General features: G+C 63.3%; 22 protein-coding genes and 1 riboswitch. Of the genes, 7 read left to right on the top strand and 15 right to left on the bottom strand.

Annotated elements, in window-relative coordinates; genetic code table 11:
* Nucleotides 1–22 precede the first annotated feature (22 nt).
* On the bottom strand, nucleotides 23–1,201 hold the full coding sequence (locus tag Q0D45_RS09345) for a VWA domain-containing protein (RefSeq protein ID WP_293391712.1): 1,179 nt from the start codon (nucleotides 1,199–1,201) through the stop codon (nucleotides 23–25).
* Between the two features lie 80 nt (nucleotides 1,202–1,281).
* On the opposite strand from Q0D45_RS09345, the gene Q0D45_RS09340 reads away from it, so the two are divergent.
* Nucleotides 1,282–1,917 carry a DNA-3-methyladenine glycosylase gene (locus Q0D45_RS09340; protein ID WP_293391709.1) on the top strand — a complete coding sequence of 212 codons (636 nt, stop codon included), beginning with the start codon at nucleotides 1,282–1,284 and terminating at the stop codon, nucleotides 1,915–1,917.
* 14 nt (nucleotides 1,918–1,931) lie between these two features.
* On the opposite strand, the gene Q0D45_RS09335 is transcribed toward Q0D45_RS09340, so the two are convergent.
* The 4 genes from Q0D45_RS09335 to Q0D45_RS09320 all read right to left on the bottom strand — a co-directional run bounded on the left by Q0D45_RS09335 (nucleotide 1,932) and on the right by Q0D45_RS09320 (nucleotide 4,801).
* Nucleotides 1,932–2,450, bottom strand: a complete 519-nt coding sequence (locus tag Q0D45_RS09335; RefSeq protein WP_293391706.1) for a TPM domain-containing protein — start codon at nucleotides 2,448–2,450, stop codon at nucleotides 1,932–1,934.
* Between the two features lies 1 nt (nucleotide 2,451).
* Nucleotides 2,452–3,324: a TPM domain-containing protein gene (locus Q0D45_RS09330; protein WP_293391703.1), complete on the bottom strand. Its 873-nt coding sequence runs from the start codon at nucleotides 3,322–3,324 to the stop codon at nucleotides 2,452–2,454.
* Between the two features lie 23 nt (nucleotides 3,325–3,347).
* Nucleotides 3,348–3,965, bottom strand: coding sequence for a LemA family protein (locus Q0D45_RS09325; protein ID WP_022974834.1), 618 nt, complete (start codon nucleotides 3,963–3,965; stop codon nucleotides 3,348–3,350).
* 122 nt (nucleotides 3,966–4,087) lie between these two features.
* A complete protein-coding gene (locus Q0D45_RS09320; RefSeq protein ID WP_293391700.1) occupies nucleotides 4,088–4,801 on the bottom strand; it encodes an ANTAR domain-containing protein in 714 nt (237 codons plus the stop codon).
* An 18-nt stretch (nucleotides 4,802–4,819) separates the two neighbouring features.
* Here Q0D45_RS09320 and Q0D45_RS09315 point away from each other — a divergent pair, with 18 nt between their 5' ends.
* On the top strand, nucleotides 4,820–5,254 hold the full coding sequence (locus Q0D45_RS09315) for an Rrf2 family transcriptional regulator (protein ID WP_293391697.1): 435 nt from the start codon (nucleotides 4,820–4,822) through the stop codon (nucleotides 5,252–5,254).
* Nucleotides 5,255–5,310: 56 nt separating this feature from the next.
* Here Q0D45_RS09315 and Q0D45_RS09310 read toward each other — a convergent pair whose 3' ends face one another.
* Nucleotides 5,311–6,153 carry a MoxR family ATPase gene (locus Q0D45_RS09310; protein ID WP_022974837.1) on the bottom strand — a complete coding sequence of 281 codons (843 nt, stop codon included), beginning with the start codon at nucleotides 6,151–6,153 and terminating at the stop codon, nucleotides 5,311–5,313.
* 134 nt (nucleotides 6,154–6,287) lie between these two features.
* Here Q0D45_RS09310 and Q0D45_RS09305 point away from each other — a divergent pair, with 134 nt between their 5' ends.
* Nucleotides 6,288–6,761, top strand: coding sequence for a hypothetical protein (locus tag Q0D45_RS09305; RefSeq protein ID WP_293391692.1), 474 nt, complete (start codon nucleotides 6,288–6,290; stop codon nucleotides 6,759–6,761).
* Between the two features lie 75 nt (nucleotides 6,762–6,836).
* Here Q0D45_RS09305 and Q0D45_RS09300 read toward each other — a convergent pair whose 3' ends face one another.
* The 7 genes from Q0D45_RS09300 to Q0D45_RS09270 form a co-directional block, all read right to left on the bottom strand.
* Nucleotides 6,837–8,021, bottom strand: a complete 1,185-nt coding sequence (locus Q0D45_RS09300) for a phosphoglycerate kinase (RefSeq protein ID WP_293391689.1) — start codon at nucleotides 8,019–8,021, stop codon at nucleotides 6,837–6,839.
* 128 nt (nucleotides 8,022–8,149) lie between these two features.
* Nucleotides 8,150–9,154, bottom strand: a complete 1,005-nt coding sequence (gap, locus tag Q0D45_RS09295) for a type I glyceraldehyde-3-phosphate dehydrogenase (protein ID WP_293391686.1) — start codon at nucleotides 9,152–9,154, stop codon at nucleotides 8,150–8,152.
* 186 nt (nucleotides 9,155–9,340) lie between these two features.
* Complete coding sequence (locus Q0D45_RS09290; protein WP_022974841.1) at nucleotides 9,341–10,021, bottom strand: energy transducer TonB; 681 nt, start codon at nucleotides 10,019–10,021, stop codon at nucleotides 9,341–9,343.
* A 19-nt stretch (nucleotides 10,022–10,040) separates the two neighbouring features.
* Complete coding sequence (locus tag Q0D45_RS09285; protein ID WP_022974842.1) at nucleotides 10,041–10,484, bottom strand: biopolymer transporter ExbD; 444 nt, start codon at nucleotides 10,482–10,484, stop codon at nucleotides 10,041–10,043.
* Nucleotides 10,485–10,488: 4 nt separating this feature from the next.
* Nucleotides 10,489–11,214 carry a MotA/TolQ/ExbB proton channel family protein gene (locus Q0D45_RS09280; RefSeq protein WP_293391680.1) on the bottom strand — a complete coding sequence of 242 codons (726 nt, stop codon included), beginning with the start codon at nucleotides 11,212–11,214 and terminating at the stop codon, nucleotides 10,489–10,491.
* Nucleotides 11,215–11,455: 241 nt separating this feature from the next.
* Complete coding sequence (gorA, locus tag Q0D45_RS09275; protein ID WP_293391677.1) at nucleotides 11,456–12,808, bottom strand: glutathione-disulfide reductase; 1,353 nt, start codon at nucleotides 12,806–12,808, stop codon at nucleotides 11,456–11,458.
* Nucleotides 12,809–12,866: 58 nt separating this feature from the next.
* Nucleotides 12,867–13,427, bottom strand: a complete 561-nt coding sequence (locus tag Q0D45_RS09270) for a thioredoxin family protein (protein WP_293391675.1) — start codon at nucleotides 13,425–13,427, stop codon at nucleotides 12,867–12,869.
* A gap of 179 nt (nucleotides 13,428–13,606) precedes the next feature.
* Here Q0D45_RS09270 and metK point away from each other — a divergent pair, with 179 nt between their 5' ends.
* Complete coding sequence (metK, locus tag Q0D45_RS09265; protein ID WP_293391672.1) at nucleotides 13,607–14,833, top strand: methionine adenosyltransferase; 1,227 nt, start codon at nucleotides 13,607–13,609, stop codon at nucleotides 14,831–14,833.
* Nucleotides 14,834–14,892: 59 nt separating this feature from the next.
* Here metK and ppc read toward each other — a convergent pair whose 3' ends face one another.
* Nucleotides 14,893–17,607, bottom strand: a complete 2,715-nt coding sequence (gene ppc, locus Q0D45_RS09260; protein WP_293391669.1) for a phosphoenolpyruvate carboxylase — start codon at nucleotides 17,605–17,607, stop codon at nucleotides 14,893–14,895.
* 122 nt (nucleotides 17,608–17,729) lie between these two features.
* Nucleotides 17,730–17,811: riboswitch (S-adenosyl-L-homocysteine riboswitch) on the top strand.
* 26 nt (nucleotides 17,812–17,837) lie between these two features.
* Between ppc and ahcY the strand changes: the two genes are divergently transcribed.
* The 3 genes from ahcY to metF are packed head-to-tail and all read left to right on the top strand — an operon-like array spanning nucleotide 17,838 to nucleotide 20,573.
* On the top strand, nucleotides 17,838–19,283 hold the full coding sequence (ahcY, locus tag Q0D45_RS09255; protein ID WP_293391666.1) for an adenosylhomocysteinase: 1,446 nt from the start codon (nucleotides 17,838–17,840) through the stop codon (nucleotides 19,281–19,283).
* Nucleotides 19,284–19,290: 7 nt separating this feature from the next.
* The gene (locus tag Q0D45_RS09250; protein ID WP_293391663.1) at nucleotides 19,291–19,716 is read left to right on the top strand and encodes a GNAT family N-acetyltransferase; all 426 of its coding nucleotides are present in this window, start codon (nucleotides 19,291–19,293) and stop codon (nucleotides 19,714–19,716) included.
* Nucleotides 19,713–20,573, top strand: a complete 861-nt coding sequence (gene metF, locus Q0D45_RS09245) for a methylenetetrahydrofolate reductase [NAD(P)H] (protein WP_293391661.1) — start codon at nucleotides 19,713–19,715, stop codon at nucleotides 20,571–20,573. Before Q0D45_RS09250 ends, metF begins: the two co-directional genes overlap by 4 nt.
* Before the next feature lie 52 nt (nucleotides 20,574–20,625).
* Here the strand turns inward: metF and Q0D45_RS09240 are convergent.
* Nucleotides 20,626–21,198 (bottom strand): hypothetical protein (locus Q0D45_RS09240; protein ID WP_293391658.1); only part of this gene is annotated, 573 nt, incomplete at its 5' end.

Below are 21,198 nucleotides of genomic sequence, written 5' to 3'. Positions count from 1 at the left end.
TTTGTTCAGGCCGCAGACCCGGTCAATGGCTGAGCCGCTTGATCGCCTTGTCGAGCCCGGCGAGGGTCAGCGAAAACATCCGGTCTTCGCCGATCAGCTCGCGCGCCGCGGTGATCGACGGCGTGTATTCCCAGCGTTCCTCGTGCTCCGGATTCAGCCAGACCGCGCGCGGAAAAGCCTCGGTGAGACGCTTGAACCAGACCGCGCCGGCTTCCTCGTTCCAGTGCTCGACACTGCCGCCCGGATAGAGGATTTCGTAGGGGCTCATGGTCGCGTCGCCGACGAAGATCAGCTTGTAGTCCGCCGTGTACTTGCGCAGCACGTCGAACAGCGGAATGCGCTCGGCCTGGCGGCGGCGGTTGTCCTTCCACACGCTTTCGTACAGGAAGTTGTGGAAGTAGTAGTACTCGAGATGCTTGAACTCGGTCTTGCAGGCGGAGAACAGCTCTTCGCAGACCTTCACATGCGGATCCATCGAGCCGCCAACATCGAGGAACAGCAGCACCTTCACCGCGTTGTGGCGCTCCGGCACCATCTTGATGTCGAGCCAGCCGGCGTTGCGCGCGGTCGATTCGATGGTGCCATCGAGATCGAACACATCCGGCGCACCCTGGCGCGCGAACTTGCGCAGCTTCCTGAGCGCCACCTTGATGTTGCGGGTGCCGAGTTCGATCGAATCGTCGAGATTCTTGAACTCGCGCTTCTCCCAGACCTTGGCGGCGCGCTTGTTGCCACCTTCGCCGCCGATGCGCACGCCTTCGGGGTTGTAGCCGGAGTTGCCGAACGGCGAGGTGCCGCCGGTGCCGATCCACTTGTTGCCGCCCTGATGGCGCTCCTTCTGCTCTTCGAGGCGCTTCTTCAGCGTTTCCATCAACTCCTCGAAGCCACCGAGCGAAGCGATCTTGGCTTTCTCTTCGTCGCTCAGCAGCTTTTCCATCTCGCGACGCAGCCAGTCATCCGGGATCTGGCCGGCGAACAGGTCGAACACCGCTTCCACGCCCTTGAAATAGGCGGCGAACGCGCGGTCGTAACGGTCGTAATGACTTTCGTCCTTGACCAGCGTCATCCGCGCCAGCAGGTAGAAATCGTCGATCGAGTAGATCACCACCTTCTGCTTCAGCGCTTCGAGCAGAGTCAGGAACTCTCCGAGCCCGGGTTTCAGGCCAGCGGCGCGCAGGGTCAGGAAAAATCCGAAAAGCATGGCGAACAAGACGCTGAAAGGTTTCCGGCATTCTAGCGCGGCGATCGTCGCAGTCCGCCTTCCTCACTCAGTCCGCGCCCATGATCAAACCCGACACGCTGCGCAGCGCCGAAGCCCACCTGCGTGCCTGCGATCCGAAGCTGGCAAGAGTCATCGATCGTCACGGGCCGTGCACGATCGGCAGCAGCCGTCGCGATCCGTTCCACGTGCTGTGCAATTCGATCATCAGCCAGCAGCTGTCGATCAAGGCGGCCGACACCATTCAGGCACGAGTGGCGCTGGCCACCGGTGCCGGCAAGCGCTTCCTGCCGCTGCATTTCATCAGCGCCGAACACGAGGCGCTGCGCGCCTGCGGCCTGTCGAATGCGAAAGCGAAATGGCTCAAGGCGCTGGCCGAGGCCGCCGCTAGCGGCAGCTTGTCGTTTCCCAAACTGCGCAAGATGGACGATGAAGCGGCGATCACCGTGCTCGATGCGCTACCCGGCATCGGTCGCTGGACCGCCGAGATGTTCCTGATCTTCGCGCTCGATCGACTCGACGTGTTCTCGCTCGGCGACGTCGGCCTGCGCAATGGCCTGAACCGGTTGCACAACGGCGGCGCCAAGCTCGATGACGCAGCGTCCCTGGCGCTGACCGCGAAGTGGGCGCCTTATCGTTCGGTGGGGAGCTGGTACTTGTGGCGGGTAACCGAAAGCGACCTGACGCCGCTCGTCTGAAGCGCAGACTGACTTCAGCGCAAGATCAGCGGCGCATCCGGCAATTCGTTGCCGACATCGGCGCGGCCAGAGGCGTGACGCGACAACACCTCGGCCACCGTTTCGACGCCGGCAATCGCGCCCGCGGCGAACTCGCCGCTGCGGAAATGATCGCGCATGCGCTGGCAGGCCAGCTGCCATTCGCCCGGATCGACCTTGCCGTTGCCGACACCGCGATCGGCGACGATCTCGACCGCGTGATCGGCATACAGCACATAGATCAGCACGCCGTTGTTGTGCTCGGTGTCCCAGACCTTGAGGCGTGAGAACACGTCCACCGCGCGCTCGCGCGAACTCAGCCCGGCCCACAGTTCGTGCGGTTCCAGCGAGGCTTCGATGACGAAGCGGATCTCGCCCGGATGCCGGCTTTCGCAGGCGCGCACGGCGTCGGTGATCTGATTCATCACCGCTGGCGGAAAGGCACGGCGCACGGCGAGCACACCGGTGAACAGATGCCGAGACCAGCGGATGATCGGGTTCGTCGAGCGGCTCATCTCACCAGTCTCCCGAAGCGCCGCCACCACCGAAGCCGCCGCCACCGCCGCCGAAACCACCCCCTCCACCACCGAAGCCGCCGCCGCCAAAGCCGCCGAGGCCGCCACCGAAGCCACCGCCGCGTCCGCCGCCGCTGCTCCAGGCGATTGCCGCGAAGATCGCAGCAACGACGGCAATGACCACGCCGGCGACAATCGATGCAAGCAATAGAGCGGCGACGACGCCGACGATGCCGCCGACGCCGATCGACGCCAGCCCGGTGCCGAGCGCGCGTTTGACCGCGCTCATCACGCCCCAGATGACGAAGAAGGCGACGAACAACAGTTCGAACGGCGGATGTTTCGATGAGCCCGAAGCGCCACGTCGCGCTTTCGGCGGCGGCAGCGCTTCACCATCGGCGACGGCGATCATCCGGTCGACACCGGCGTTGATGCCGCCCACGTAATCGCCGGTGCGAAACAGCGGCGCGATGTCTTCGCGAATGATCCGTTTGGCGATCGCGTCCGGCATCGCGCCCTCGAGGCCATAACCGACTTCGATGCGCAGCTTCCGGTCATCCTTGGCAACGATCAGGATCGCGCCGTCATCGACACCCTTGCGGCCGAGCTTCCAGGCTTCCGCAACGCGAAGACCGTACTGCTCGATGGTTTCCGGCTCGGTGGTCGGCACCATCAGCACCGCGATCTGACTGCCCTTGCGGGTTTCCAGCGCGGCCAGCTTGGCTTCGAGCGCGGCCTGATCGGCCGGGCTGAAGGTGCCAGTCTGATCCGTGACCCGCGCGGCCAATGCCGGCGCCGGCACGTCGGCCGGCGCGGCAAGACTGGCCAGTGCCAGCGCACCGGACAGCAACAACGCACTCAGCGTGCGGATCATCGCCAGCTAGGACTTGGGGCCGATCAAGGCGCTGGGGCAGGCGCCGGGCTGCTGCCGAAATCGACCTTCGGCGGCGCCGAGATCGCTTTCTCGTTCTCGACTTCGAAGCTCGGCTTGGTCTTGGCACCGGTGGCCATCGCGGTCAGGTTCGACGGGAAGCTGCGCACCGTGATGTTGTAGGCCTGCACCGAATCGATGTAACGCTTGCGGGCGACGGTAATGCGATTCTCGGTGCCTTCAAGCTGCGCCTGCAGATCACGGAACAGGCCATCCGATTTCAGCTGCGGATAGTTTTCCGTGACCACCAGCAGGCGCGACAGCGCGCCGCTCAGTTCACCCTGCGCTTCGGTGAATTTCTTGAATGCGGCCGGATCGTTCAGCAGTTCCGGCGTGGCATTGATACCGCCGACCTTGGCACGCGCCTCGGTCACGCCGAGCAGCACATCCTTTTCCTGTGCGGCGAAGCCCTTCACCGTCGACACCAGATTGGGCACGAGATCGGAACGGCGCTGGTACTGGTTCAGCACTTCGGCCCAGGAAGATTTGATCTGCTCGTCCTGCGACTGCAGCGTGTTGTAGCCGCAGCCGGACAGCGCCAGGGTCACGACGACCATCAGCAGGGCGGAAATTCGGTTCAGCATGCGGTTCTCCTCGACGATCTCGGGCGCCACGGCGGCGCTGCACGATATCTGGGGACGAAACGGCAGCGCTCAAGCCGGGCTCGTATTATTGAGCCACGCGATCTGTCTCAAGACTCGCGCGCCTACAGGGCGTCCGCTGCCACCAGCAACATGCGGGAAAAATCGCCGATCCGCTGCTTGCGATCCATCGCCATCTTCTGCAAGAGCCGATAGGCCTCGGCTTCGTCCAGCTCGCGCCGCTTCATGATCAAGCCCTTGGCCTTGCCGATGTCGCGATGATCGGCGAGCCGGATGCGCGCCTCATCAAGCTCCTCGCGCAGATTTTGCTGCCATTCGAAACGCGTGGCTGCTACCTCGAGCTGGCAACTCAGCCGCGCGGGATGCAAGCCGCCGACGATGTAGTCGCTGACGCCGGTCTGCACCGCGCGCCGTGTCGTATCGGCGTCACTTTGGTCCGCGAAAAGCACCATGGCTCTGGGCTGGTCACGCTGCAGCCGCGCCAGGCGCTCGAGCATTTCGTGGCTCGGCACGCCGACGCTGATCAGCACCATATCCGGCTGCAGCTGGGCCACGGCAACGGCGAGATTGGCCAGAGGATCGAATCGGCCCACGACCGGCAGGCCTTCAGCCGCCATCATCGCCTCCAACACCTGCAGACGCGCTGTGTCGTCGTACACCAGCATGACGCGCCTTCTTGCTTGTCCGGACGCCATGGAATTTTCCCGTTTTCGAGCCCCCCGATGAGCCCAGCTAAATATATAGCAATTCAAATGCCATATATCAGATGAGCAAATCTGGCTGCCTGCCTCCGATCGTTTGGGGATAAGCTTCGACAAAGTCGACTGGAGCTTGGAGTGCGTCTTTCTCTCTACACGGATTTCTCGCTGCGCCTGCTCGTCTATCTGGCAGGCGCCGGCAAGGACAAGCCCGTCAGCGTGGCGAAGATCGCTGGGAAATACGGAGTTTCCACGCACCACATGCACAAGGTTGCGCAGGGTTTGCGCAAGCTGGGCTATATCGAATCGATCAGCGGCAGGCACGGCGGCCTGCGCCTGGCCCGCCCGCCCGAAGCGCTATGCATCGGCGAGATCGTCGAAGCGATGGAAGGCAGCGGCCAGATGGCGGACTGCGAGCGCGGCCCCTGCGTGCTGCACGGCGCCTGCATTCTCAAAGGCGTGCTCGATCGTGCCGAACGCAGCTTCATCGATGGCCTGAAGAAGTTCAGCATCGCCGACGTGATGCGTGGCCCGACCTTGATCAGGCTCGATCAGCTCCGAAAGGCCGCCTGAGCCGCCTTCGCTGCACGAGAACCGAGGTCTGATTCCCGGTTCTCGAAGCGGATGGTCTAGTTGGAACGCCGCGCCATGAAGGCGATCCGCTCGAACAAGTGCACGTCCTGCTCGTTCTTGAGCAGCGCACCGTAAAGCGGCGGCAGGCTTTTCTTGACGCTGGTTTCGCGCAACGCCGCCGGATCGATGTCCTCGGCCATCAGCAGCTTCAGCCAGTCGAGGAGTTCGGACGTGCTCGGCTTCTTCTTCAAGCCAGGCAGTTCGCGCAGGCCGAAGAATGCTTCCATCGCTTCCTTGAGCAGATTCTTCTTGATGTCCGGGTGATGGACGTCGACGATCTTCTGCATCGTCTCCTTGTCCGGGAAGCGGATGTAATGGAAGAAGCAGCGGCGCAGGAACGCGTCCGGCAGTTCCTTCTCGTTGTTCGAGGTGATGATGATCACCGGGCGATTCTTCGCCTTCACCAGCTGCTTGGTCTCGTAGACGTAGAACTCCATCTGGTCGAGTTCGCGAAGCAGATCGTTCGGGAACTCGATGTCGGCCTTGTCGATCTCGTCGATCAGCAGCACCGGTGTAGTCTCGCTCTCGAAGCACTCCCAGAGCTTGCCTTTGATGATGTAGTTGCCGATGTCCTTGACCTTGGAATCGCCGAGCTGCGAATCACGCAGGCGCGATACCGCGTCGTACTCGTACAGGCCCTGCTGCGCCTTGGTCGTCGATTTCACATGCCACTCGTAATACGGCATGCCCAGCGATTTCGCGACCTCCATCGCCAGCCGGGTCTTGCCGGTGCCCGGCTCACCCTTGACCAGCAGCGGCCGCTGCAAGGTGACGGCGGCATTGACGGCCAAGGTCAGATCATCGGTTGAAACGTAGTCGTGAGTACCTTCGAAGCGCATGGAAACCGGGTCCGAATGACAGGAAAAGGGAGGACTGGCAGTGTAGCCGAATGACCCCAACGCCCGCCCCGCCCATGCTTTGCTAGGATCGCGGCTGTCCTCGCAATCAGGCCGCCATGCGGCCAGGAACATTCATGAAACAGGCTTCAATGAAAACCCTGATCGCCGCGCTGCTGCTGGTGCCCGTGCTCGGCTTCGCCCAGACCAGGGGCCAGAACACTTCCCAGACCACTGCCCCGTCCGGTGCTCCGACCGCCGCCGAAACCGGGACCGCTACGCGGATCAAGAAAAAAGCCCCTGCGGCCGCTGCCCCCGCAAGCCAGGATCCAGACGTGAACTTCACGCCTTACACGCCGCTGGAGATGGAAACCGCGCCAGCGCCGCCGACCTGCGTGCAACCGCCGATCGTCAAAGCGTTCTCGGTCAAGGAAAAGGCCGATAAGTACAACGCCGCACTGACCGACTATCAGGCTTGCGTGCGCAACTATTCCGAAGTCCACGGCAAGGCCGCGAATCAGCACGCGGAAGCCTCGAACAAGGCGGTGGCCGATGCCAACGCCTACTTCAACGAGTTATCCAACAAGGCCGACAAGCCTGCTGGCGAGTAAGGCCCGCAGATCCAAGAAAAAGGGCCGCCCCGGTTCACCATGGGCTGCCCTTTTTCTTTAACAAAGCCCTGAATCTCAGCCGTTGGCGCGCGCTTCCAGTGCCGCTACCGCGGGCAAGGTCTTGCCTTCAAGGAATTCGAGGAAGGCGCCACCGGCCGTCGAGATGTAGCCGACCTGGTCGCTGATCTCGAATTTGGCGATCGCTGCCACGGTGTCACCGCCACCGGCGATCGACATCGCCGATGACTTGGCGATCGCCGCCGCCAGTACCTTGGTGCCGTTGGCGAACTGATCGAATTCGAAGACGCCGAGCGGGCCGTTCCAGACGATGGTGCCGGCGCTGACCATGATCTCGGCAAGCAGCTGCGCGGTATCCGGGCCGATGTCGAGAATCAGGTCATCGGCCGCCACATCGGTCGCTTTCTTGACTGTCGCTACCGCCGTCGGCGAGAACGCCTTGGCGCAGACGACATCGGTCGGAATCGGCACCGAAGCACCACGTGCCTTCAGCTTGTCGATGATGCGCTTCGCTTCCGGCACCAGATCCGGCTCGGCCAGCGACTTGCCGATCGACAAGCCCGCCGCAAGCATGAAGGTGTTGGCGATGCCGCCGCCGACGACCAGCTGATCGACCTTGTCGGCCAATGCATCGAGAATGGTCAGCTTGGTCGATACTTTCGAACCGCCGACGATGGCCACCAGCGGCCGCTTCGGATTGCCGAGCGCAGCACCCAGCGCTTCCAGTTCGGCAGCGACCAGCGGGCCGGCACAGGCCACCTTGGCCTTCAGCGCCAGCGCGTGGGTCGTTGCTTCAGCGCGATGCGAGGTGCCGAAAGCGTCGTTGACATAGACGTCGCAGAGCTTGGCCATCTTCTCGGCGAGTTCTTCGCTGTTCTTCTTTTCGCCCTTGTTGCAGCGGCAGTTCTCGAGCAGCACGACTTCGCCCGGGGCAACCGTGAAGCCGCCATCGACCCAGTTCTGCACCAGTTTCACCGGCTGGCCGAGCAGTTCGCTCATGCGGGCAGCGATCGGGGCCAGCGAATCGGCCGGCTTGAACTCGCCTTCGGTAGGACGGCCGAGATGCGAGGTGACCATCACCGCCGCGCCTTTCGACAGCGCCAACTTGATGCCGGGAATCGAGGCGCGGACGCGGGTGTCTTCGGTGATGTTGCCGGCATCGTCCTGTGGCACGTTGAGATCGGCGCGAATGAACACGCGCTGGTTCGTAAGATCGAGGTCAGCGAGCTTCTTGAATTTCATGATCGGAATCCGGAAAGGGGAAATCGGGTAGCGGGAGCTGGCCAGAATCGGCCAAAAGAAAAGGGAACCGGAAATCGCGTCAACGATTCCCGATTCCCTGTTCAGATTGCCGTCGTGGCGTACTGGGCTTACTTCGCAGCCACCACGCGGACCATCTCGAGGCACTTGTTGGAATAGCCCCACTCGTTGTCGTACCAGCTGACCAGCTTGACGAAGGTCGAGTCGAGCTGGATGCCGGCTTCAGCGTCGAACACCGAGGTGCAGGTCTCGCCACGGAAGTCGGTCGCGACGACCTTGTCTTCGGTGTAGCCGAGCACGCCCTTCAGCGCACCTTCGCTCTGCGCCTTCATTTCGGCGCAGATCTCGGCGTAGGTTGCCGGCTTTTCGAGTTCGGCGGTCAGATCGACCACCGAGACGTCCGAGGTCGGCACGCGGAACGACATGCCGGTCAGCTTCTTGTTCAGCTCCGGAATCACGACGCCGACAGCCTTGGCAGCGCCGGTCGAGGACGGAATGATGTTCTCGAGAATGCCGCGGCCGCCGCGCCAGTCCTTGTTGCTCGGACCGTCGACGGTCTTCTGCGTTGCCGTGGTGGCGTGGATGGTGGTCATCAGGCCACGCTTGATGCCCCACTTGTCATGGACAACCTTGGCGAGCGGCGCCAGGCAGTTGGTGGTGCAGGACGCATTGGAAATGATCGCCTGGCCGGCGTAGGTCTTGTGGTTGACGCCGTAGACGAACATCGGCGTGTCGTCCTTCGACGGCGCCGACAGCACCACCTTCTTGGCGCCGGCATCGAGATGCTTCTGCGCGGTGACCTTGTCGAGGAACAGGCCGGTCGATTCGATGACCACTTCGGCACCGACGTCGGCCCACTTCAGGTTGGACGGATCACGTTCCTGAGTCAGGCGGATCTTCTTGCCGTTGACGAACAGCGCACCGTCCTTGATCGCGATCTCGCCCTTGAAGCGGCCGTGCACGGAGTCATAAGCCAGCATGTAGGCGAGGTAATCGGGCTCGAGCAGATCGTTGATCGCGACGATTTCGATGTCACCACCGAAGTTCTGCACAGCAGCACGCAGCACATTGCGACCGATGCGGCCGAAACCATTGATGCCAACTTTGACTGCCATGATGTTCCTCTGAAGGTCGGTGGATCGCCATGATCGCGGACACGCCCCGGACGATCATCGGATGCGGGCGGCCCGGTACGTTGAATTGCAAGCGGGGCTGCATTTTAGCCCAGCCCCAAAAAAGAGGGGCCGACATTTGTCGGCCCCTCTTATGTACGACATAGCCGTAATTAGCGGCTTTTCAGATCAGTTCAAGGTGAAGTTGATCGGCAGCTCGACGAGGAACTCGGTGTACTCCGGGCTCACGGTCGCCGGCACCGGCGGGAACTTGCCGATGCGCTTGAACACTTCCTTGGCTTCCTTGTCCAGTTCGATGAATCCCGACTTGGTAATCAGCTGCACGTCGAGGATCGAGCCATCGCGGGAGATCTGCACGCGCAGCTTGACCACGCCCTCTTCCTCGTTGCGCAAGGATTTGGCCGGGTACTGCACGTTCTGCTGGATCACGCTCTGCAGCGTGTTGTAGTACGTCGTAGGCACGCCGGTGCCGACTGCCCGCGCTGGAGGCGCTGGCGGTGCCGGTGGTGCTGGCGGTGGCGCTGGTGGCACCGTTGGCACATCCACGGCATCCGGTGCGTTGGTCGTCGGTGCTTCGATCGGCGGCGGCGTCGGAGACGGCGTCGGAACGATCTTCGGCGGTTCCTTCGGCGGCGGCGTGGGCGGCGGCGGTGGGGGTGGCGGCGGTGGGGGTGGAGGAGGTGGGGGTGGCGCCAGTTCGACGATCAGCTGTTTCTTGGCCTTCGGCGGCAGATTCACCGTCGGTCGCACCAGCTGGATGAGGAACAGGATCAGCGTGCCGTGGAAGATGATCGAGACGATCAGTCCCGTACTCCACGTCTGCTTGCCCTTCTTGGGAGGATTGCTCACTGGGTATAGCTCCAGCCCGTCACTGCTGGGCTTCGGCCATCAACGAAACCTTATAGAACCCGGAAGCGCCGACGAGGCTGATGAGATCGACGACCTTGCCGTATTCCACGCCCTTGTCGGAGCGGATGTAGACGAGGTTATCAGCCTGCTTCGCCGAAATGGCGCGCAAGGCTTCACCGAGCTGTTCGAAGGGCACCTGCTGGGTCAGCGGGCCATTGTTGATGAAGTACTCGTTCGCTGTATCGATCGAGATGATGAGGGGATCGCGCGGTTTGCCCATCTCGTCGAGAGAGGCTTTCGGCAGTTCGATCGGAAGTGTCGGCAGCATCAGTGGCGCCGTGACCATGAAGATGATCAGGAGCACCAGCATCACGTCGACCATCGGCGTGATGTTGATTTCGGCGACCGGCGACATCTCGCCTTCTTCGCCGTCTCCTGACGAGACCTTTACGTTCAGGCCCATGGCGTCAGCTCTTGGCGCCTGGGGCGAAACGCTTGGCCAGACGGCCGGCGTAGATGCCCACTGCGGTGCCGATGCGGCCCGAGTAGCGGCCCATGTCGGTCGACAGCTTGTTGTAGGCCATGATCGCCGGGATTGCCGCGACCAGGCCGATGCCGGTCGCGAACAGCGCTTCGGCAATACCCGGAGCAACGGTCGCCAGCGAGGTGTCGCGGTTGGCGGCGATGCCGGTGAAGGTATTCATGATGCCCCACACGGTGCCGAACAGGCCCACGAACGGAGCAGCCGAACCGACCGTCGCGAGGAACGGCAAGCCCTTGTTCAGGCGGCGGATCTCGTTGGACATTTCCAGGCGCATCGCATGTTCGATGCGATCACGCACTTCGTGCAGCGCTTCGTGGCTGTGCTCGCCTGAACCTTCGCGCCACTCGGCATTGCCGGCTTCGATGACCGAAGCGAGCGGATGCTGCTTGTCGTCCGAGTAATTGATCATGTCTTCCAGCGTGCCGGTCTCGAGCTTGTTCTCGAGACGATTGATGGCACCGTTGGCTTTGGCAACAGCAAAGAACTTCTCGATCATCACCGTCCAACTCCAGACGGAGAAAAAGCCGAGCAGCAGCAGAATGCCCTTGACCACCGGGTCTGCCTGCCGCACGAGGCTCATGATCGAAAGGTCGGCCGGGTTGATGCTGCCGGCGGCTTCGGCCGCAATATTGATGAGACTGACTGCCACGTGAGGTACTCCGAAAGGTTGGTTCTTAGCGCCGAGGGTATGGCGAGGTGCTCGCAAGACTCGCACCAAAGCTGCACGGCGAAACGGGGAAGGCCGAATACTACTGACCTGTTACGGCAATAAGCAAGGTAATGAAGCGGTCTTAAAACCTTAATAATCGTATGGTTAGCGACGATTCAAGAATGAACCGTCCCGCATCATGAAGCGAGCCTGACGCTGGCGCGCCCTGCCTGACAAACGCTCAGCGCATCGTCACCAACTCTTCGGCGCTGGTGGGATGGATCGCCACGGTGTCATCAAAGTCGCGCTTGCTGGCCCCCATCCGCACTGCAACGGCAAAGCCCTGGATCATTTCGTCCGCACCGATGCCGATCACGTGCACGCCGACGACTTTCTGCTCCGGCCCGACGCAGACCAGCTTCATCGCCGTCTCGTGCTTGTGCTCCAGCAGGCCGTAATAAAGCGCCTTGAAGCGCGTGCTGTAGATCTTGACCGCATCACCGTGCTGCTTCCGTGCAGCGTCTTCGTTCAAGCCCACCGTGCCGATCGGCGGATGGCTGAAGACGACGCTGGCGATGTTCGCGTAATCGAGCTTGCGCTCGCTTTGACCATCGAACAGACGATCGGCCAGCCGACGCCCCGCCGCGATCGCCACGGGCGTCAGCGGCACGCGGCCGGTGACATCGCCGACGGCGTGCACGCCTTCGCGACTGCTGTCCTGCCAGTCGTCGACGACGACATGGCCGGCGTCATCGAGCTTGATTCCGGCTTCGGCCAGCCCCAGCCCTTCGGTATTGGCACGGCGACCGGTCGCCCAGATCAAGGTGTCGATGGCGATGGCCGCACCATCGTTCAGGCTTGCGCTCAGGCTGCCGTCTTGCCGTTCGAGTCGCCGCACCTCACAGCCGTAGCGGATGTGCACGCCTTGCTGCACCAATTCCGCACTCAAGGCCTCGCCGAGCATGGCGTCGAAGCTGCTCAACAAGCGCTGCCCGCGAACGATCAGCGTCACTTCCGCCCCAAGCGCGCGCAGCACGCCGCAGAGCTCGACGGCGATATAACCAGCGCCGACCACAGCGACTCGTTTCGGCATCGCCTGCAGCGCGAAGAAACCATCGGAATCGATGCCCAGTTCGGCGCCGGGAATGGTCGGCCGCTGCGGCTTGCCGCCAGTGGCGATCAATACGTGGCGCGCAGCGATCACCGTGTCCCCGCAAGCGACGCGGCCATCCGGCAGCAGACGACCATAGCCTTCGACCAGGCTCACGCGATCGCGATCAAGCCCGTCCCGGTAGATGCCATTCAGGCGCCGGATATAAGCCTCGCGGCGTTCGACCAGCGTCGACCAGTCGTGGCCATGCGCGGAAAGCTCGAAGCCGTAGCCGGCCGCTTCGGCCAAGGTGCCGGCGATCTGCGCGGCATGCCACATCAGCTTTTTCGGCACGCAGCCAACGTTGACGCAGGTGCCGCCCAAGCGCGCCGGCTCGATCAACACCACCTTGGCCCCGTACTGCGCTGCACGCCGCGCCGTGGCGATGCCGCCGCTGCCGCCGCCCAGCACGGCGAGATCGAAAGTCTGGTCCTGCGTGGTCATCGTTATTGCCTCGAAGTGGTGCGCGCGGCGCACCGGTTCAGCTGCCAGCCTGGGAGGCTCAAACGCGTTTCCATTTAATGCCGCAACCGACACTGGCAATCTGGTTCTCGCCAACCGCGCGTCCTGCCAGCAGAGCGTCCAGCGCGGCCCGCAGATCAACGCCGGTCACCGGCTTGCCATTGCCCGGACGCGAATCATCGAGTTGACCGCGGTAGGCCAGTTTCATTACGCCGTCGAAGACGAAGAAATCCGGCGTGCAGGCCGCCTGATAGGCGCGCGCCACGGTCTGCGACTCGTCATACAGATAGGGAAACGGAAAGTGCTCCCGTTGCGCCAGCGCCGCCATCTTGTCCGGCGCGTCATCCGGGTAATTCGCGGCATCGTTGCTGCTGATCGCGACGAACGAAACGCCCTGCGCGATGTAGTCCTGCGCCAGCTTCAGCAGGCCGTCACGGATATGGATCACGTAAGGACAGTGATTGCAGATGAACATCACCACGGTCGCGCGGTCTGACTGCAGCTCGGCCAGCGACAGACTGCGGCCGCTGACGGTGTCCGGCAGGCTGAAGGCCGGCGCCGGCGTCGCCAGCGGCAGCATCGTCGATGGGGTCAGCGCCATGTCATCTCCTTGCATCGAGGGGCGCGGCACACTCACCGCGCAGTGCGCCGGATTGTAGCCTTGCCCTCGCCTGGCCAAGCTGGCGACAAGGCCCGGCGCATTCGTTCTTATGCAGGGGTCACCACCTTGCATTACGCTATCTGCTTATCCGCATGACCCGATCACACGAGGAACCCGCAGTGACTCAAGCCACGAGCAGCTATCTCTTCACGTCCGAATCCGTCTCCGAAGGCCATCCGGACAAGCTCGCCGACCAGATTTCAGACGCCGTGCTCGACGCGATCCTCGCCCAGGACAAGCGCGCCCGCGTCGCCTGCGAAACCCTGGTCAAGACGGGTGTCGCGATCGTCGCCGGTGAAGTCACGACTTCCGCCTGGGTCGACCTCGAAGCGTTGGTGCGCAAGGTCATCATCGATGTCGGCTACAACTCCTCCGACGTCGGCTTCGACGGCGCCACCTGCGGCATCCTGAACATCATCGGCAAGCAGTCGCCGGACATCGCGATGGGCGTCGACGGCACCAAGAAGAAGGAAAAGGCTGCCGAGGACATCGGCGCCGGCGACCAGGGCCTGATGTTCGGCTACGCCTGCGACGAGACCAAGGAACTGATGCCGGCGCCGATCTACTACGCGCACCGCCTGGTCGAACAGCAGTCGAAGATTCGCAAGGCCAAGAAGGGCGGCCTTGCCTGGCTGCGCCCGGACGCGAAGTCGCAGATCACGCTGCGCTACGAGAACGGCGTTGCCGTCGGCGTCGATGCGGTCGTGCTGTCGACCCAGCACAGCCCGGACATCAAGCTGAAAGACCTGCGCGAAGCGGTCATGGAATCGATCATCAAGCCGGTGATCCCGGAAAAGTGGATCAGCAAGGCGACCAAGTTTCACATCAACCCGACCGGCAACTTCGTCATCGGCGGCCCCGTGGGCGACTGCGGCCTGACCGGTCGCAAGATCATCGTCGACAGCTACGGCGGCTGGGCCCGTCACGGCGGCGGCGCATTCTCGGGCAAGGATCCGTCGAAGGTCGATCGTTCTGCCGCTTATGCCGCGCGCTATGTCGCCAAGAACATCGTTGCAGCCGGCCTGGCCTCGCGCTGTGAAGTGCAGGTCAGCTACGCCATTGGCGTTGCCGAACCGACCTCGATCTTCGTGACCTCGTTCGGCACCGGCACGGTCAGCGACGAAGCGCTGGAGAAGCTGGTCCGCAAGCATTTCGACCTGCGCCCGGGCGGCATCATCAAGATGCTCGACCTGACCCACCCGATGTATCAGGCCACCGCCGCCTACGGTCACTTCGGCCGCAAGCCTTACGAAATGACGGTGAACGGCGAAACCTTCACCGCCTTCTCGTGGGAGAAGACGGACAAGGCCGAGCTGCTGAAGGATGCGGCGAAGAAGCTGAAGTAAGGCTTCATCACTGAAACGAAAAGGCCGCAGTGATGCGGCCTTTTTTGTGGGTGCCGTCGTCAACCTGTGTTCTGCAAACCCTGCGCAACGCCGTTCACCGTCGCCACCAGCGCCCGCAGCAAGCTGTCGTCGCTGCTGCCGGACGCGCGCCAGCGGGTCAGCAGATCAACCTGCAGGAAGCTGATCGGGTCGACATAGGGGTTGCGGACGCGGATCGATTCGGCCAGCCGGGGCTCGTTGGCCAGCAGCGTTTCCTGGCCGCGCAGGCGCAGCACCCAGTGACGGGTGCGTTCGAACTCGGCGGTGATCATCGGGAAGAAGGCTGTGTGCAGCGGGCCGGACAATTTCGAGAAGCGTTCGGCGATGTCGAGATCGCACTTGGCGAGGATCATGTCGGTGTCGTCGAGCAGCACCCGGAAGAACGCCCAGTCGCGTGACATCTCGAACAACCGCGCTTCGCCGAGTTCGGCGGCGGCCTGTTCGAGACCGCTGCCGAGGCCGTACCAGGCGGTCAGACCGGAGCGGCATTGCGTCCAGGCGAACACCCAGGGAATGGCGCGCAGGCTTTCGACACCGACCATGGTGCCGCGGCGGCTCGGGCGGCTGCCTAGGGTCATCTTTTCGATGACGTCGATCGGTGTGGCGGTGCGGAAGTAGTCGACGAAATCGGGCGCATCGACGAAGCCGCGATAGGCCGTGCGGCTGTGATTGGAGATCGCCGTCATCGCTTCACGCCAGGCGCCTTCGCGAGCTTCCGGAATGCGCGGGCGCAAGCTCGCCCGCAAGGTGGCGCCGACCATCTGTTCGAGGCTGCGCAAGGCCAGCGCGCGGATGCCGTACTTGCGGTGGATGACTTCGCCCTGTTCGGTCACCCGCAATGAACCTGCAACCGAACCGCGCGGGCTGGACATCAGCGCGGTGACGATCTTGCCGCCGCCGCGGCTGGCCGAGCCGCCACGGCCGTGGAAGAACTTGAGCTTGATGCCGAAGGCCTGCGCGGCTTCGAGCAGTTCGACCTGGGCGCGCTGCAGACCCCATCTCGATGCGACGGTGCCGCCGTCCTTGCCGCTGTCCGAATAGCCGAGCATCACCGCCTGGCGATCGCCGCGGGCGGCGAGATGTTCGCGATAGACCGGGTCGGCAAACAGCGCGCGCAAGGTATCCGGGCCGGCGCGAAGATCGTCGACGGTTTCGAACAGCGGCGCGATGTCCAGCGGCACCTGGCCGCGCTCATCAACCAGCCCGCCATGACGCGCCAGCGCCAATACTGCGAGCACGTCGGCAGCGCGCTGCGCCATGCTGATGATGTACAGGCCGATGGCCTCGGCGCCGTAGCGGTTGATCGACTCGGCGAGTGTGGCGAACACCGCGGTACAGCGAACGGCGGTCGCGTCATCAGACGCGGCGAAGCTGGCACTGGCACCGGCGTAAGGGCGCAGGCTTTCGGTCTGCGCATCGCCCGCAAGGTCCGCCCATTCCGGATTGCCGATCAGCGCGTCGATGGCTTTGGCGTGGACCCGCGAATCCTGGCGACAATCGAGCCGCGCCAGATGGAAACCGAACGTCCGCACCCGCCAGAGCAGGCGGCGCACCGCGTACCAGCCGGCGTTCAGACCCTTGCCGGCGAGCAGGCTTTCGGCGACCAGTTCGATGTCGGCCCGGAAGGCTTCGGCGTTCTCGTAGCCGCCGCCTTCATCGTGGGCAGTCGCCCGCAGACGAGCGCGGATCAAGGCCAGGAACAGGCGATACGGCATGTCGCCGTGGCGCGGCTTCAAGGCGGCGCCGGCTTCCGGCAGCAGCGTCTTGTAAGCGGCGATGCGGCGCAGCAGTTCGCCGGCGACATCGACCCGATCTGCCGTCTGGCTCAGGCTATCGGACAGCTCGCCGACCTCGGCCGAATAGCGCTCAAGGATCCGCGCGCGCTGGCTTTTCAGCGTATCGGCAATGGTGTCGGCACCGACATTCGGGTTGCCGTCCATGTCGCCGCCCACCCAGGAGCCGAAGCGCAGCAGGCGCGGCATCTCGACTTCAGTACCGTAAACGGTGCGGATGGCATCCTCGAAGGCTTCGTAAAACGCCGGCACGATGTTGTAGATCGCGCCGCTCAGATAGAAGCCGACGTGGTCGCATTCGTCCTGCACGGTGGGTCTTGCCGCGGCGGTTTCGCGGGTCTGCCAGCTGGCAGTCAGCGCTACGCGGAGGCGGCCCCAGTCGGCAGCGCGTTCCGGGCCGGTGAGGCTGGGATCGAATTCGTTGACCAGGCAGCGGACGATCTGCTGCTCCTTCTCCAGTATCGAGCCGCGCACAGCTTCGGTCGGGTGGGCGGTGAACACCGGTTCGACATCGAGCCGGCCCAGCCACAGCAACAGTTCGCGGGCGCTGACGCCGGCCGCTTTCAGGGTGTGCAGCGCGTCGAGCAGGCTGTCCGGCTGGGCGGCAGCGCCGGCCCGTTCGTAATCGCGGCGACGACGGATGCGGTGCACGCGCTCGGCGATATTGACGCCCTGGAAGTAGGTCGAGAACGCCCGCGTCAGCCATTCCGCCTGGACCACCGGCAGATCGGACAGCAGCGCCGAAAGCTCCTGCGAGGTGGCCGTGCCTTCGCGGCGACGGATGGCCGTGGTGCGCACCGTTTCGACGCCGTCGAGAAACGCCGCGCCGTGCTGCTCGGCGAGCATTTCACCCACCGTCGCACCGATGCGGCGCACGTTCTCGCGCAGCGGGGCATCGGCGGCATTGCGGGCGTTACGGGTGTCGCTGGTCGAGTTGTCCATGGTCCTTGGTACGCAAAGCCGATGCCGAGTTGGCCAGGAAACGGCTGGCCCGGGCCGCCGGTCAAACAGTCCGGCTCCTGCCTATCCTTTTATCCGCATAGGCGAATACAATGTCGGCCACGACTCCCGAGGGGCGCTGCGACCGTCGCCACGCGATGACGGCCAGGCTCGGGGGCAGGCTTTCAGCAACGGCGCCCGTTCCAATCGATTTTTACACTGGAGCGATGCTCATGAATGCTGTCCTGAAACCCGCTGAAAAGTTCACTGACTTCAAGGTGCGCGACCTCTCGCTGGCCGAATTCGGCCGCAAGCGCATCCGCATGGCCGAAGAAGAAATGCCCGGCCTGATGTCGATCCGCGCCAAGTACGCGCCGCTGCAGCCGCTCAAGGGCGTGCGCCTGACCGGCTCCCTGCACATGACCAAGGAAACGGCCGTGCTGCTGGAAACCCTCGGCCACCTCGGCGCCTCGGTGCGCTGGGCCAGCTGCAACATCTTTTCGACTTCGGACGACTCCGCCGCTGCCGTCGCCGCCGCCGGCACCCCGGTGTTCGCCTGGAAGGGTGAAACGCTGGAGGAATACTGGGATCTGGCGCTGGACTCGATCACCCACACCCTGCCCGACGGCACGCTGACCGGCCCCGAGCTGGTGGTCGACGACGGCGGTGACGTGACCCTGCTGATCCACAAGGGTTACGAGCTGGAAAACGGTTCGGACTGGGTCAACACGCCGTCCGACAACCATGAAATCAAGGTCATCAAGGACCTGCTGAAGAAGGTTGCCAAGGAGCGTCCCGGCTTCTGGACCCGCGTGGTCAAGGACTGGCGCGGCGTCTCGGAAGAGACCACCACTGGCGTGCACCGCCTGTACCAGATGGTCGAGGCCGGCAAGCTGCTGGTGCCGGCGATCAACGTCAATGATTCGGTCACCAAGTCGAAGTTCGACAACCTGTACGGCTGCCGTGAATCGCTGGCCGACGGCATCAAGCGCGCCACCGATCTGATGATCGCCGGCAAGGTTGCGGTGGTCTGCGGCTACGGCGACGTCGGCAAGGGCAGCGCGCACTCGCTGCGTGGCCTCGGCGCGCGCGTGATCGTCACCGAGATCGACCCCATCAACGCGCTGCAGGCGGCGATGGAAGGCTTCCAGGTCGACACCGTCGAAGACACGCTGGGCCTGGCCGACATCTATGTCACCACCACCGGCAACAAGGACATCATCACCCTCGAGCACATGAAGGCGATGAAGCACAACGCGCTGGTCTGCAACATCGGCCACTTCGACAACGAGATCCAAATGGATCGTCTGAACAGCGCCGACGGCGTGGTGAAGATGAACATCAAGCCGCAGGTCGATCACTACACCTTCCCGGGCGGCAAGAGCATCTACATCCTCGCCGAAGGCCGCCTGGTGAACCTCGGTTGCGCCAACGGCCACCCGGCATTCGTGATGAGCAACTCCTTCTCCAACCAGACGCTGGCGCAGATCGATCTCTGGAAGAACAAGGACACGTACGAGAAGACCGTGTATCGCCTGCCGAAGAAGCTCGACGAGGAAGTGGCCGCGCTGCACCTGGAGCAGATCGGCGTCAAGCTGACCAAGCTCACTGCCGCGCAGGCCGAATACCTCGGCGTGCCGGTGGAAGGTCCATACAAGCCGGATCATTACCGCTACTGAGGCTGGCGTGACGGGCGCCTGGTCGATCACGGCAGTCGCGGATCAAGAAACCGATACCGCGGCTGCCATCGTCGAACTGCTGCGGGAATACAACCAGCAGTTCATCGGCCGCGCGCCCTTCGCACCGTTTCAACTGGCTGCACTGGATCCAGCAGGCCGCCTCATCGGCGGTCTGCTGGGCGAGTGGCGCAGCTACTGGCTGCACGTGGATATTCTGGTGATCACCGAGCCGTATCGCCGCCGTGGCCTGGGTTCGGCGCTGATGGCCGAGGCCGAACGGGCGACACGCGAGAAGAATTATCGCGGCATCTTTCTCGATACCTTCGAGTTCCAGGCGCCGCGTTTCTACGAGAAGCTGGGCTACACCCGCTTCGGCAGCATCCAGAACTACAGCGACGGCCATGACCGTCACTTTTACGAGAAACGCCTGTGAGCGCCGTCGCACCGCAGTTTTCGTTTGAACTGTTTCCCCCGCGCACGCCGGAAGGCGTCGCAAAATTACCGAACATCGCCGCCCAACTCGCGGCGGTGCAGCCGAAGTATTTCTCGGTGACCTACGGCGCCGGCGGCTCCGATCAGGACGGCACCTACGACACCGTGGTCAAGGTGGTCGAGAAGACCGGCATCGAGGCAGCGCCGCATCTGACCTGCGTCGGCTCCTCACGCGCGAAGATCGCCACTCTGCTCGATCGCTACAAGGCAGCCGGCGTCAAGCGCATCGTCGCCTTGCGTGGCGATCTGCCGGCGACCGCCATCGGCACCGGCGCGCCGGGCGATTTCCGCTACGCGAACGAACTGGTGTCGTTCATCCAGGAAACCCATGGCGACACGTTCCAGCTGGAAGTGGCCGCCTATCCCGAGATGCACCCCCAAGCCTTGAGCCCGGAGGCCGATTTCGACGCCTTCCGGCGCAAGGTCGACGCGGGCGCCCACGCCGCGATCACCCAGTATTTCTACGTCGCCGACGCCTACTTCGATTTCCTCGAACGCTGCGCCAAGGCCAATATCACGATTCCGGTGATCGCCGGCATCATGCCGATCACCAACCATGCCCAGCTGAGCCGCTTCTCGGCCGCTTGCGGCGCCGATATCCCGCGCTACGTCCGCCTGCGTCTTGAGCAGTTGCAGGACGACAAGCCGGCACTGCTCGACTTCGGGCTGGATGTCGTCACCCGGGTCTGCGAAGCGGTGCTGAACGGTGGTTCGCCGGGCATCCATTTCTACACGTTGAATCAGGCTGATCCGACCTTGCGGCTGTGGAAGAACCTGGGATTACCTGTGCCGCATTGATGCCCAGGGCCCGCCCGCGGCTTGGTCGCCGCCGCGGGGTTCGAGCAGAGTGCTAAGGCTTCGCGGCACCGTCAACAAGATAGACATTGCCCGCGTAGCTCAGGATCGCAAGACTGTCATTCCATTGAAGCAGCTTGTTTCGACCGCTTGTGTCCAGCGTGATCTGGACGGTCCGCAGCGGGGTATAGCGATCGATATCGAAGGCCGTCAGCCGGTAGGTGTCGTTCGGATCGCCGTAGTTCTGGCTGAGCATGTAGGCGCGGTTCTGCGCCGGATCGGGAACCAGTTCTTGCGGGTCGCTCGCATTAGAACTGTCGCCAGGTGCGGTGAAGATACCGGCTTGAGAGCCGCTGACCGGATCGATGACAACGCCGTTGTCACCATAAATCAGCTCGTTCGCGTAGTGAAGGTCGAGGGCATAGCCGCCGGGCAAGCCCGGAAGACGCTTCCCGATCGAGACACCCGCGGGAGTAACCTCGGTGACGTACAGCTCAAAACTAAAATTGCTGCTGTCGTAGGTGAAAAGTTGTGATGCATCAGCGCCCCACTCCACGGAAGTGACCGGGAAATATTCGTCATCGCCGAGCATCGTGCCACGGCGGATATTGTCATCGTAGATCGCCAG

Source organism: Nevskia sp. (assembly GCF_023266035.1).
Taxonomy (GTDB): Bacteria; Pseudomonadota; Gammaproteobacteria; order Nevskiales; family Nevskiaceae; genus Nevskia.
This window is presented reverse-complemented; position numbering and strand designations above follow the sequence as displayed.

Coding starts and splice junctions, on each gene's coding strand:
- Q0D45_RS09345 (WP_293391712.1), bottom strand. CDS start 1,201: ATGCTTTTCGGATTTTTCCTGACCCTGCGCGCCGCTGGCCTGAAACCC.
- Q0D45_RS09340 (WP_293391709.1), top strand. CDS start 1,282: ATGATCAAACCCGACACGCTGCGCAGCGCCGAAGCCCACCTGCGTGCC.
- Q0D45_RS09335 (WP_293391706.1), bottom strand. CDS start 2,450: ATGAGCCGCTCGACGAACCCGATCATCCGCTGGTCTCGGCATCTGTTC.
- Q0D45_RS09330 (WP_293391703.1), bottom strand. CDS start 3,324: ATGATCCGCACGCTGAGTGCGTTGTTGCTGTCCGGTGCGCTGGCACTG.
- Q0D45_RS09325 (WP_022974834.1), bottom strand. CDS start 3,965: ATGCTGAACCGAATTTCCGCCCTGCTGATGGTCGTCGTGACCCTGGCG.
- Q0D45_RS09310 (WP_022974837.1), bottom strand. CDS start 6,153: ATGCGCTTCGAAGGTACTCACGACTACGTTTCAACCGATGATCTGACC.
- Q0D45_RS09305 (WP_293391692.1), top strand. CDS start 6,288: ATGAAACAGGCTTCAATGAAAACCCTGATCGCCGCGCTGCTGCTGGTG.
- Q0D45_RS09300 (WP_293391689.1), bottom strand. CDS start 8,021: ATGAAATTCAAGAAGCTCGCTGACCTCGATCTTACGAACCAGCGCGTG.
- gap (WP_293391686.1), bottom strand. CDS start 9,154: ATGGCAGTCAAAGTTGGCATCAATGGTTTCGGCCGCATCGGTCGCAAT.
- Q0D45_RS09285 (WP_022974842.1), bottom strand. CDS start 10,484: ATGGGCCTGAACGTAAAGGTCTCGTCAGGAGACGGCGAAGAAGGCGAG.
- gorA (WP_293391677.1), bottom strand. CDS start 12,808: ATGACCACGCAGGACCAGACTTTCGATCTCGCCGTGCTGGGCGGCGGC.
- Q0D45_RS09270 (WP_293391675.1), bottom strand. CDS start 13,427: ATGGCGCTGACCCCATCGACGATGCTGCCGCTGGCGACGCCGGCGCCG.
- ppc (WP_293391669.1), bottom strand. CDS start 17,607: ATGGACAACTCGACCAGCGACACCCGTAACGCCCGCAATGCCGCCGAT.
- ahcY (WP_293391666.1), top strand. CDS start 17,838: ATGAATGCTGTCCTGAAACCCGCTGAAAAGTTCACTGACTTCAAGGTG.